The following is an 11,867-nucleotide window of genomic DNA, read 5'->3' on the forward strand; positions in this document are numbered from 1 at the left end:
GTTGACGGGCGTGGAATAGATACGGACCCTGGTCCGGTTGATCGGGTGCGAACCGTTTCAGTCGTGACCGCCGAGCGCGGCCGCGGCGATCAGAGGAGTGAGGTGGAATGTCCGAGTCCGTGAAGATCGTGGCCCTGGTGGGCAGCCTGCGTGCCGAGTCGATCAACCGCAAGGTGGCCGAGCTGGCCGCGGCCGGCGCGCCGGAGTCGGTGTCGATCGAGATCTACGAGGGTCTCGCGACCGTCCCGTTCTACGACGAGGACCTCGATGTCGAGCCGCTCGATCCGGCCGTCGACGCCCTGCGCACCGCGCTGGCCGACGCCGACGCCGTGTTGATCGTGACGCCGGAATACAACGGCACCATCCCGGCCGTCGTGAAGAACGCGATCGACTGGGGTTCGCGTCCGTACGGCAACGGTGCTCTGAAGGACAAGCCGGTCGCCGTCATCGGAGCGTCGCTGGGCCGGTACGCCGGCAAGTGGTCGCAGGAGGACGCGCGCAAGTCGGTCGGCATCGCCGGCGGCAAGGTGGTGGACAGCGTGGAGCTCGGCATCGCCACGTCGGAACTCGACGGCCGCGCGGTCTCGGAGGTACCCGAACTGGTCGAGCAGGTCCGGTCCGCGGTGGCTGATCTGGTCGGCGCCGTGGGGGTCACTGTCTGACCCCGGGTGTACTCATGGAACGACCCGATGGCGGCATCACGACATGTGGTGCCGCCATCGGCGTCCGTGTGACGTGCGACACGCCAAGGGAAATCCGCCACGCCCGGGCGCACCCCTGCGACCTGCGACTTCCATGAATGTTATTCGCAACCCCTTGTGTTGCTTACGGATGTCAGACACTAGGTGTAGTGTTTGGCAGACCGACAGGCCGCGCGATGTGCGAGTCCGTCAGCACCCCGCACATCGTGAGTATCGAGGAGTTCCCATGAGCATCACCGTCTACACCAAGCCGGCCTGCGTGCAGTGCAACGCCACCTACAAGGCCCTCGACAAGCAGGGTCTCGACTACGACATCGTCGACATCAGCCAGGACGACGAGGCGCGCGACTACGTGATGGCGCTCGGTTACCTGCAGGCGCCCGTCGTGGTCGTCGGTGAGGACCACTGGTCCGGTTTCCGTCCGGACCGCATCAAGGCGCTCGCCGTCGCAGCTGCCTGACCCGCTCGTCCGTTTTCCCGTCTGGAGGTCCACCATGTCGACCCCGGATCGCTCCATCCCCGATCACCCGGCCGCCGGTTCCGCCGACGCGCCGCTGATCGTCTACTTCTCCAGCGTCTCGGAGAACACCCACCGCTTCGTCGAGAAGCTCGGCCTCCGGTCCGTCCGGATCCCGGTCCTCGACCGGGCGGAGCGGGTCAGCTCGTTCACCGTCGACGAGCCCTACGTCCTGATCTGTCCGACCTACGGCGGCGGCAAGCCGTCGGAGGCCGGTGACGGACCGGTACGGGCCACCGGGGGATTCGTCCCCAAGCAGGTGGTCAAGTTCTTGAACAACGAGCACAACCGTTCGCGGATCCGCGCAGTCATCGCAGCGGGGAACACGAACTTCGGCGAGGAGTTCTGCCACGTCGGAGACATCATCTCGGCCAAGTGCCGGGTCCCGTACCTCTACCGATTCGAACTGATGGGCACCGCAGAGGACGTGGACCGCGTCCGCGACGGTCTCCGCGAGTTCGACACCGACACCGCGATCGCCCGGACCGTCCCCGCCTGAACCGCGGTCTCCCCACCTCGGCGTGGTCGGTGAGTCCGTCCCGCCACCCAGCCTCATGGTCAACGCAGTTGTCCCAGTCATCCCCGTATCCGACCCACCACCCACAGGAGCTCCAGTGTCGCCAACCGTTACCCCCGTCAAAGACGCGACCGACGCCTCGGCGAGCACGTCGGGGGTGCACGCCGGTCCGGCCGGGCACGAGCCCGCGGAGATGGACTACCACTCGCTCAACGCGATGCTGAACCTGTACGACGCCGACGGGAAGATCCAGTTCGAGAAGGATCGGGAGGCGGCGAACCAGTACTTCCTGCAGCACGTCAACCAGAACACCGTCTTCTTCCACGATCTCGACGAGAAGCTCGACTACCTCGTGGAGGAGAACTACTACGAGCCCGAGGTCCTCGAGCGTTACGACCGTGAGTTCGTCAAGGACCTGTTCGGCTACGCGTACAAGAAGAAGTTCCGGTTCCCCACCTTCCTTGGGGCGTTCAAGTACTACACCTCCTACACGCTCAAGACGTTCGACGGGAAGCGCTACCTCGAGCGCTTCGAGGACCGTGTCTGCATGGTCGCGATGACGCTCGCCGACGGCGACCCCGAACTCGCGCGCAACCTCGTCGACGAGATCATCTCCGGTCGGTTCCAGCCGGCCACCCCCACGTTCCTCAACTCGGGCAAGAAGCAGCGAGGCGAGCCGGTCTCGTGCTTCCTGCTGCGCATCGAGGACAACATGGAGTCCATCGGTCGCTCGATCAACTCGGCACTGCAGCTGTCCAAGCGCGGTGGTGGAGTCGCGTTGTTGCTCAGCAACATCCGTGAGCACGGCGCGCCGATCAAGAAGATCGAGAACCAGTCCTCGGGTGTCATCCCGATCATGAAGCTGCTCGAGGACTCGTTCAGCTACGCCAATCAGCTCGGTGCCCGCCAGGGGGCCGGCGCGGTGTACCTGCACGCGCATCACCCCGACATCTACCGCTTCCTCGACACCAAGCGCGAGAACGCCGACGAGAAGATCCGCATCAAGACCCTGTCGCTGGGCGTCGTGATCCCGGACATCACCTTCGAGCTGGCCAAGCGCAACGACGACATGTACCTGTTCAGCCCGTACGACGTCGAGCGCGTCTACGGGGTGCCGTTCGCCGACATCAACGTCAGCGACAAGTACCACGAGATGGTCGAGGACCGTCGGATCCGCAAGACCAAGATCAAGGCGCGCGAGTTCTTCCAGACCCTCGCCGAGCTGCAGTTCGAGTCGGGCTACCCGTACATCATGTTCGAGGACACGGTGAACCGCGCCAACCCGATCGACGGCAAGATCACCCACTCGAACCTGTGCTCGGAGATCCTGCAGGTGTCGACCGCGTCGACGTTCAACGACGACCTGTCCTACTCCACCGTGGGCAAGGACATCTCGTGCAACCTGGGGTCGCTGAACATCGCCAAGACGATGGACTCACCGGACTTCGGGCAGACCATCGAGACCTCGATCCGTGGCCTCACCGCCGTGAGCGATCAGACCGCGATCACCTCGGTGCCGTCGATCCAGGAGGGCAACAACAGCTCTCACGCGATCGGCCTCGGCCAGATGAACCTGCACGGCTACCTCGCCCGTGAGCGCGTCTACTACGGCAGCGAGGAGGGGATCGACTTCACGAACATCTACTTCTACACCGTGCTGTTCCACGCTCTGCGTGCGTCGAACCTCATCGCCAAGGAGCGCGGTCAGTCGTTCGGTGGGTTCGAGAAGTCGAAGTACGCCAGCGGTGAGTTCTTCGACAAGTACACCGACCACGCCTGGGAGCCGGCCACCGCGCGTGTCGCCGAACTGTTCTCCGAGGCCGGTGTGCACATCCCGACCCAGGACGACTGGCGTCAGCTCCGCGCATCGGTGCGCGAGCACGGCATCTACAACCAGAACCTGCAGGCGGTGCCGCCGACCGGATCGATCAGCTACATCAACCACTCCACCAGCTCGATCCATCCGGTGGCCGCGAAGGTCGAGATCCGCAAGGAAGGCAAGATCGGCCGCGTGTACTACCCGGCGCCGTACATGACCAACGACAACCTGGACTACTACCAGGACGCGTACGAGATCGGCTACGAGAAGATCATCGACACCTACGCCGCGGCGACGCAGCACGTCGACCAGGGTCTGAGCCTGACCCTGTTCTTCAAGGACACCGCCAGCACGCGCGACGTCAACAAGGCGCAGATCTACGCATGGCGCAAGGGAATCAAGACGCTGTACTACATCCGCCTGCGCCAGCTCGCGCTGGAAGGCACCGAGGTCGAGGGTTGCGTCTCGTGCATGTTGTGACCGCTTGCCCCGCCAGCACTTCCATCTTCGAATCGACCTGCAGGAGCGCACGATGACGTCCACCCAGAGCCATTCGCCTGCCGATGGCGCACCGATCAAGTTGGTCAGCCGGGTCTCGGCCATCAACTGGAACCGTGTTCCCGACGAGAAGGACGCCGAGGTCTGGGATCGCCTGACCGGTAACTTCTGGCTGCCCGAGAAGGTGCCGGTGTCCAACGACATCCCGTCGTGGGGCACGCTCACCGATCTCGAGAAGCAGCTCACCATGCGGGTCTTCACCGGCCTGACGCTGCTCGACACCATCCAGGGCACGGTCGGCGCGGTCTCGCTGATCCCGGACGCGGCGACCCCGCACGAGGAGGCGGTGCTCACCAACATCGCGTTCATGGAGTCGGTGCACGCCAAGTCCTACAGCTCGATCTTCTCGACGCTGTGCTCCACCAAGGACATCGACGAGGCGTTCCGCTGGTCGGAGGAGAACGTCAACGTCCAGCGCAAGGCCAACATCGTGATGGACTACTACCGTGGCGACGACCCGCTCAAGCGCAAGGTCGCCTCGACGCTGCTGGAGTCGTTCCTGTTCTACTCGGGCTTCTACCTGCCGATGTACTGGTCGAGCCGCGCAAAGCTCACCAACACAGCCGATCTCATCCGTCTGATCATCCGTGACGAGGCCGTGCACGGGTACTACATCGGATACAAGTACCAGCGCGCGCTGGAGGTGTGCACCCCCGAGCGCCGCCAGGAGCTCAAGGACTACACCTTCGAGCTGCTCTTCGAGCTGTACGACAACGAGACCGACTACACCGAGACCCTCTACGACGAGGTCGGTCTCACCGAGGACGTCAAGAAGTTCCTGCGCTACAACGCGAACAAGGCCCTGATGAATCTGGGCTACGAGGCGATGTTCCCGCGCGACGAGACCGACGTGAACCCGGCGATCCTCTCGGCGCTGTCGCCGAACGCCGACGAGAACCACGACTTCTTCTCCGGGTCGGGCAGCTCGTACGTCATCGGCAAGGCCGTCAACACCGAAGACGACGACTGGGATTTCTAGGTCTCAGCGACAAACGCTCCACTTTCGACGAAACGCTCCGGTTGCAACCGGAGCGTTTCGTCGTAACCGGAGCGGATGCGGCTCGATCAGGCCACGCCGCCGTTGACGCGGACGATCTGCCCGCTGATCCAACTCGCGCCCGATGACGTGAGCAGGGCGACGGCGTCGGCGATCTCGCTCATCTCGCCGAGTCGGCCTACGGGGGAGGCCTTCTCGATCGCGGCGAGCTGCTCGGGGGTCTTGCCGTCGGCGAACATCTCCGACCGGATCAGGCCTGGTGCGACCGCGTTGACGGTGATCCCGCGCGGTGCCAGCTCCTTCGCCGCCACCCGCGTGAACGTCTCGACCGCCGCCTTCGCCGCCAGGTAGACGCCCATCCGCGGTGTGGTGACCGCGATCGCGGTGCTCGAGAGGTTGACGATCCGCCCGCCGTCGGCGAGATGCCGGGCTGCCGCCCGCAACCCGTTGTAGGTTCCGCGCGCGCTCACGTCGAAGACGCGGTCATAGGCGTCATCGTCGAGTTCGGACAGCTCGCCCAGGACGCTGACGCCGGCGTTGTTGACCAGGATCCCGACCTCGCCGAATTCCGCACGCGCGGTTGCGAACAGCCCCTCGACGTCGGTCGCTGACGCGACGTCGCCCTGTACGGCGATCGCCCTACCACCTGCGTCGACGATCGATCGCACCGTCTCCTCGGCGTCGGATGCCCCGTGGGCGTAGTTCACCAGGACGGGGTGCCCGGCGCGGGCGAGTCGTTGCGCGATGGCGCGGCCGATCGAGCGTGATCCTCCGGTGACAATGGCTGCGGCAGGTGTGTGGGTTGTCATGACAACCACCTTAGGCCCGATTGGTTGTCATGACAACACTGAGGTCGATACGGTTGTCCCATGACATCCAGCGCTCGCCTCACGCCGACGGAACTCGCACTGTGGCATCAGTTCAAGCTCGTCGGGGAGAAGGTGAACGCGGCGGTCGAGCGCGACATCCTCGCGGCGTCGGAGCTGACCGGAGCGGAGTTCGGTGTGCTCACGCGTCTTGTCGATCTCGGCGACGGCGCCCTACGCCAGGGGGAGCTGGCCACGTCGATGCGATGGAACAAGAGTCGGTTGTCGCACCAGATCACCCGGATGGAGAAGCGGGGCCTCGTGACCCGCGCCGCCGAGGACTCGTCCGTGGTCACGGTGCGGATCACCGACGCCGGCGAGCGTGCGCTGCGGCCGGCCCGGCCCGCGCACGCCGAGTCGATCCGAGCCAATCTCACCGAAAAGCTGACGGAAGGTCAGCGATCGGCCCTGGCGTCAGCGTTCGCAGTATTGCTGGAGGACTGAGGCAGATCCGCGGCAGCTGTCCGCAGATGCGGCACCTGTAGCTGCCGCGTCTGTAAACAGCTGCCGCGTATGTCGCGCAGGCCGACGATTGTGCAGGTCGCTGGGCGTACGGTTGTCCGATCGAGGCAACCGGCCTGCGATGATCCCAGACGGCGGGGCCGACATGGATTCCGATGACCCGGTGGTGTGTAATCCGACGCACTATCGAACCGTGTTCGAGAACGACCGCGTCAGGGTGCTCGAGTACCGGGACGGCCCGGGCGACATATCGGTCGAGCACCATCACCCGGACAGTGTGATGATCACGCTCAGCAGCTTCGACCGGCGGATCTCGGTCGTCGACCGCAGTGTCGACGTCACGCTGGGAGCGGGCGAGGTTCGATGGCTCGACGAACAGCGCCACTGGGGCGAGAACACCGGGGACACCGACACGCACACGATCTTCGTCGAGCTCAAAGAAGCTGCGCCGCAGGCGGCTCAGGAGACCCGCCTCGGACCGAGCGTCACATAGACGCAGTCTGTACCCGCGCACGCGCGGCAGTTGCTCGCAGACGCGGCACGTGTAGCTGCCGCGTCTGGGAACAGCTGCCGCGAATGACCTCGAACTACGCGGTGACCTCGTTGAGCTTGCCGGTGGCGACGTCGAAGACGAAGCCGCGCAGCGACGTGGTCTTGGTGACGAACGGGCTGTTCTCGATGCGGGCGAGGGACTGCTTGACGTCCTCGTCGAGGTCGGGGAAGGACTCGGCCGACCAGTTCGGCTTCTGGCCGATCTCGTCCTGGATGCCGCGCTTGAAGTCGTCGTCGGTGAAGGTGAGCATCCCGCAGTCGGTGTGATGGATCAGGATGATCTCGGTGGTGCCGAGCAGGCGTTGGCTGATCGCGAGCGAACGGATCTCGTCGTCGGTGATGACGCCGCCCGCGTTGCGGATGACGTGCGCCTCACCGTCGTTCAGGCCGAGGATTCCGTACACGTTGAGGCGGGCGTCCATGCATGCGACGACGGCGACGTGCTTGCTCGGGGGCAGGGGGAGCGGGCCGGAGAACGAGGCGGCGTACTCGGCATTGTTGGTCAACAGGTCGTCGGTCACAGTCATGCGTACATGCTGATCTGCGCATGTCTACCTGGGAACCGTTCGGTTCACCACGGGTTTTACCTTCCGCAATCGGCGATGAAGTGCAGTGTCTACTGCGAGCTGCGGTTCAACGACCGGATCACGTCATCCATCACGATGGGCGCGGCGGCCAGGCCCTTGCCGCCGTACCAGATGTCGTCGGTGACGACGAGCACGCGACCCCACCCCGGGGCACCCATGTCGAGCCACTGATCGCTCTTCATCACCGACGTGCCGTGCTTCTCCGCGGCGGCGGTGTCGGTGAAGCTGACGTAGATGAGGTCGGCGTCGGCGTCGGTGAAGTTGTCGTCGGTCACCGCGACCGCACCGGCCTGCCGCTGACTGGCCGGCCGCTGCGCGCCCATCGCCGAGAGGATGGTGCCCGCGTACGAGTTCGTGCCCTCGATGGTCTCGCTGTCGGCGCCGAAGCGGACCAGCCCGACCTGTGTGTGGGAGGCGTCGAGACGGGCACCCGCGCGTTTGGCCTGTGCAGCGAAGGCGTCGAGCCGCGTCTTGCCCTCCTCGCTGCGTCCGAGTCCGTCGGCGACGGCCGCGAACTGGTCCTGCCACGACTCGGTGCGGTCGATGGTCAGCGCGCGTCCGCCGAACGGTGCGGCCGACGACGCGTCGTAACCGATCACGACGTCCGCCCGTGCGGCCCGGGCGGCGTCGGCCGAGGGGCTGGACCCGATGGTGGGACGCGAGGTGACGGCAGGTCCCAGGTAGCGGGGGATCGCGGACTTCTCCGTGGCGATCGCGACGACCCGGGCCTGCAGTCCGAGTGCGCAGACGGCGTCGAGAAGGGCGGGGTCGGTCACGGCGATCCGGGCGATGTCCGGCTTGCCCGGATCCACTGTGGACTCGGTCCCACACGAGGCGTCGAAGGCACGTTCCGGTGTCACCAGATCGGCGCCCGCGATCCGTGTCGTGGTGGTCACTATCGTGCCCTCGCCACCGGGGATCGACGACCCGCCGCATCCCGCCACGGCCAGGGCGGTCGCCGTGATCACCGCGACAACGGACACGACGGTTCGTCGACGCTGGAAAATACCGTTCACCTGCATTCTTCCGATCGTGATCAGGGCGCTGTGCACGCGGATATCGTGGATCACGCTAGCACCGACGACACCGCTGATCTGCGACGCGTGTCGTGGCGTGAGTGGCGATCGACGAGCCGTCGTGCCGCCGGTCGAGCGGCGAGTACGACAGAACGTAGGACCCACTCGGCTCACAGGGGTGCAAGGGTTTACGATCAGCAGTAGCGATGTTCGTTGTGGTGGCCGTATGGCCACGCAGGCAGGAGGATCTGTGACCGCCCTCGACCAGCCCACCCAGGTGGTTCCGGCTCGGGCCTACCCGGCCCGTACCGGGCCAAAGGGCTCGTTCATCTACAAGATGATCACGACGACCGACCACAAGGTGCTCGGCATCATGTACTTGGTCACGTGTTTCGGCTTCTTCCTGATCGGTGGCCTCATGGCGCTGCTGATGCGTGGTGAGTTGGCCGTTCCGGGCATGCAGTTCCTGTCGACGGAGCAGTACAACCAGCTGTTCACGATGCACGGCACCGTGATGCTGCTGCTGTACGCGACCCCGATCGTCATCGGCTTCGCGAACGTGGTGCTCCCGCTGCAGATCGGCGCACCCGACGTCGCGTTCCCGCGTCTCAACGCCTTCAGCTACTGGCTGTTCCTCTTCGGCGGACTGATCGTCATCAGCGGCTTCGTCACCCCCGGTGGTGCCGCCGACTTCGGTTGGACCGCGTACACCCCGCTGACCGACGCGATCCATTCGCCCGGCGCCGGCGCCGACCTGTGGATCATGGGCCTGGCCGTGGGTGGTCTCGGCACCATCCTCGGTGCGGTCAACATGGTCACCACCGTGGTCTGCCTCCGTGCGCCCGGTATGACGATGTTCCGCATGCCGATCTTCACCTGGAACATCCTGGTGACCAGCGTTCTGATCCTGCTCGCGTTCCCGCTGCTGACCGCCGCGCTGATGGGTCTCGAGGTCGACCGACAATTCGGCGCCCATCTCTACGACCCGGCCAACGGTGGTGTGATCCTCTGGCAGCATCTGTTCTGGTTCTTCGGTCACCCGGAGGTCTACATCATCGCGCTGCCGTTCTTCGGCATCGTCTCGGAGATCTTCCCGGTGTTCTCCCGCAAGCCGATCTTCGGTTACTCGACGCTGATCTACGCGACGCTGGCCATCGCGGCGCTGTCGGTGGCCGTCTGGGCGCACCACATGTACGCCACCGGCGCGGTGCTCCTACCGTTCTTCGCCTTCATGACGTTCATCATCGCGGTGCCCACCGGAGTGAAATTCTTCAACTGGATAGGCACGATGTGGAAGGGGCATCTGACCTTCGAGACACCGATGCTCTTCTCGGTCGGCTTCCTCGTGACCTTCCTCTTCGGTGGTCTGACCGGTGTGCTGCTCGCCAGCCCGCCCCTGGACTTCCACCTGTCCGACAGCTACTTCGTCGTGGCGCACTTCCACTACGTCCTCTTCGGCACCATCGTGTTCGCCACCTACGCGGGCATCTACTTCTGGTTCCCGAAGATGACCGGCCGCATGATGGACGAGAAGCTGGGCAAGATCCACTTCTGGCTGACCTTCATCGGTTTCCACGCGACCTTCCTCGTCCAGCACTGGCTGGGCAACGAGGGCATGCCGCGCCGCTACGCCGACTACCTGCCGTCGGACGGGTTCACCACGTTGAACATCTTCTCGACGGTCGGTGCGTTCATCCTGGGTCTGTCGACGCTGCCGTTCCTGTGGAACGTCTTCCGTAGCTACCGCTACGGCGAGGTCGTGACCGTGGACGACCCGTGGGGCTTCGGCAACTCGCTCGAGTGGGCCACCAGCTGCCCGCCGCCGCGCCACAACTTCACCGAGCTGCCCCGGATCCGTTCCGAGCGGCCCGCGTTCGAGCTGCACTATCCGCACATGATCGAGCGGATGCACGCCGAGGCGCACGTCGGCCAGGCGAGCAAGCACATGGAAGAGGCCAAGCGAGATCCGGTGACCGTCGGCACGCACGAGTCGTCGACAGAAGCCGATCCCAACTGACGTGAGCCCTGAGCCCGCGCCGGGAGCCGCCGACGCAGGGTCATCGATCGCGGTGCTGATCACCGTCACGGGGCCCGACCGCCCGGGCGTGACGTCGGTACTGCTCGGTGCCCTCTCCCGTCACGGCGTCATCCTGCTCGACGTCGAACAGGTGGTCATCCGCGGCCGTCTGACGCTCGGCGTCCTGGTCAACTGCGCATCCGACCCGGAGTCGTTGCAGGAGACGGTCGAGCAGGCGATGAGCTCGATCGACATGGTCGTCAGCGTCGAGGTCGGTGCCGACCCCGGCGTGCGGACGGTCTCGACCCACGTCGTGGTCATCCTCGGCAACCCGGTGACCGCCAGGGCGTTCAGCGCGCTGGCCACCGAGCTCGCCGGCCAGCGCGGCAACATCAACTCGATCCGCGGGATCGCCGACTACCCGGTGACCGGGCTCGAGTTGATGGTCAGCGTCGACAAGGACAACCTCCGCGCCGATGTCGCGCTCCGCAAGGGTCTGGCCAAGGTCGCCAAGCGCCACGGCATCGACGTCGCCGTCGAACGCGGAGGTCTGGCGCGCCGGGCCAAACGACTGGTCGTGTTCGATGTCGACTCGACCCTGATCCAGGGCGAGGTCATCGAGATGCTCGCGGCCAGGGCGGGCAAGGAAGCCGAGGTCGCCGCGGTGACCGAGGCGGCGATGCGCGGAGAGTTGGACTTCGCGGAGTCCCTGCACGAGCGCGTGAAGGCGCTCGCCGGACTCGACGCCTCCATCCTCGACGAGGTGGCCGGTTCCCTGGAACTGACGCCCGGGGCACGCACCACGATCCGCACGCTGCATCGTCTCGGCTACCACTGCGGCCTGGTCTCCGGTGGCTTCCGGCAGGTCATCGACGGTCTCGCTCACGAACTCGAACTCGACTTCGTGCGGGCCAACACCCTCGAGATCGACGACGACAACAAGCTCACCGGTCGCGTGATCGGCGAGATCATCGACCGGCCGGGCAAGGCGGTCGCCCTGCGCGCCTTCGCCGACCAGGTCGGGGTGCCGATGGAGCAGACCGTCGCAGTCGGTGACGGAGCGAACGACATCGACATGCTCACCGCGGCCGGACTGGGCATCGCGTTCAACGCCAAGCCCGCGCTGCAGGAGGTCGCCGACGCAGCACTGTCGCACCCGTTCCTCGACGCCGTGCTGTTCATCCTCGGTGTCACCCGAGACGAGATCGAGGCGGCCGACGCGGTCGACGGCACCTCGCGTCGCGTCCCGCTGCCGTAA

At 65.5% G+C, this 11,867-nt stretch carries 12 protein-coding genes; 9 read left to right on the forward strand and 3 right to left on the reverse strand.

Annotation, left to right across the window (positions count from 1 at the left end; all coding sequences use genetic code 11):
- Nucleotides 1-107 precede the first annotated feature (107 nt).
- From IEV93_RS11785 to nrdF, 5 genes are all read left to right on the forward strand, one after another.
- Nucleotides 108-662, forward strand: a complete 555-nt coding sequence (locus IEV93_RS11785; RefSeq protein WP_188489845.1) for an NAD(P)H-dependent oxidoreductase — start codon at nt 108-110, stop codon at nt 660-662.
- 265 nt (nt 663-927) lie between these two features.
- A complete protein-coding gene (nrdH, locus tag IEV93_RS11790; protein WP_188489847.1) occupies nt 928-1,161 on the forward strand; it encodes a glutaredoxin-like protein NrdH in 234 nt (77 codons plus the stop codon).
- 34 nt (nt 1,162-1,195) lie between these two features.
- Nucleotides 1,196-1,717: a class Ib ribonucleoside-diphosphate reductase assembly flavoprotein NrdI gene (nrdI, locus tag IEV93_RS11795; RefSeq protein ID WP_188489850.1), complete on the forward strand. Its 522-nt coding sequence runs from the start codon at nt 1,196-1,198 to the stop codon at nt 1,715-1,717.
- Nucleotides 1,718-1,832: 115 nt separating this feature from the next.
- Entirely contained in the window at nt 1,833-4,034 is a 2,202-nt protein-coding gene (nrdE, locus tag IEV93_RS11800) for a class 1b ribonucleoside-diphosphate reductase subunit alpha (RefSeq protein WP_188489851.1), read from the forward strand.
- Nucleotides 4,035-4,086: 52 nt separating this feature from the next.
- On the forward strand, nt 4,087-5,091 hold the full coding sequence (gene nrdF, locus IEV93_RS11805) for a class 1b ribonucleoside-diphosphate reductase subunit beta (protein ID WP_188489853.1): 1,005 nt from the start codon (nt 4,087-4,089) through the stop codon (nt 5,089-5,091).
- 86 nt (nt 5,092-5,177) lie between these two features.
- On the opposite strand, the gene IEV93_RS11810 is transcribed toward nrdF, so the two are convergent.
- A complete protein-coding gene (locus tag IEV93_RS11810; RefSeq protein ID WP_188489856.1) occupies nt 5,178-5,918 on the reverse strand; it encodes an SDR family oxidoreductase in 741 nt (246 codons plus the stop codon).
- A 60-nt stretch (nt 5,919-5,978) separates the two neighbouring features.
- On the opposite strand from IEV93_RS11810, the gene IEV93_RS11815 reads away from it, so the two are divergent.
- Together IEV93_RS11815 and IEV93_RS11820 are read left to right on the forward strand one after the other, a co-directional pair.
- A complete protein-coding gene (locus IEV93_RS11815) occupies nt 5,979-6,419 on the forward strand; it encodes a MarR family winged helix-turn-helix transcriptional regulator (protein ID WP_188489858.1) in 441 nt (146 codons plus the stop codon).
- Nucleotides 6,420-6,630: 211 nt separating this feature from the next.
- A complete protein-coding gene (locus tag IEV93_RS11820; RefSeq protein WP_229705052.1) occupies nt 6,631-6,930 on the forward strand; it encodes a cytoplasmic protein in 300 nt (99 codons plus the stop codon).
- A 94-nt stretch (nt 6,931-7,024) separates the two neighbouring features.
- Here IEV93_RS11820 and IEV93_RS11825 read toward each other — a convergent pair whose 3' ends face one another.
- Together IEV93_RS11825 and IEV93_RS11830 are read right to left on the reverse strand one after the other, a co-directional pair.
- Nucleotides 7,025-7,516: a beta-class carbonic anhydrase gene (locus tag IEV93_RS11825; RefSeq protein WP_188489862.1), complete on the reverse strand. Its 492-nt coding sequence runs from the start codon at nt 7,514-7,516 to the stop codon at nt 7,025-7,027.
- 89 nt (nt 7,517-7,605) lie between these two features.
- Nucleotides 7,606-8,598, reverse strand: coding sequence for an ABC transporter substrate-binding protein (locus IEV93_RS11830; protein WP_188489864.1), 993 nt, complete (start codon nt 8,596-8,598; stop codon nt 7,606-7,608).
- Nucleotides 8,599-8,842: 244 nt separating this feature from the next.
- On the opposite strand from IEV93_RS11830, the gene ctaD reads away from it, so the two are divergent.
- Together ctaD and serB are read left to right on the forward strand one after the other, a co-directional pair.
- The gene (gene ctaD / locus IEV93_RS11835) at nt 8,843-10,609 is read left to right on the forward strand and encodes an aa3-type cytochrome oxidase subunit I (RefSeq protein ID WP_188489866.1); all 1,767 of its coding nucleotides are present in this window, start codon (nt 8,843-8,845) and stop codon (nt 10,607-10,609) included.
- A gap of 1 nt (nt 10,610) precedes the next feature.
- The gene (gene serB / locus IEV93_RS11840; protein WP_229705054.1) at nt 10,611-11,867 is read left to right on the forward strand and encodes a phosphoserine phosphatase SerB; all 1,257 of its coding nucleotides are present in this window, start codon (nt 10,611-10,613) and stop codon (nt 11,865-11,867) included.

Origin of the sequence: Williamsia phyllosphaerae (assembly GCF_014635305.1) — a bacterium.
Lineage (GTDB): Bacteria > Actinomycetota > Actinomycetes > Mycobacteriales > Mycobacteriaceae > Williamsia_A > Williamsia_A phyllosphaerae.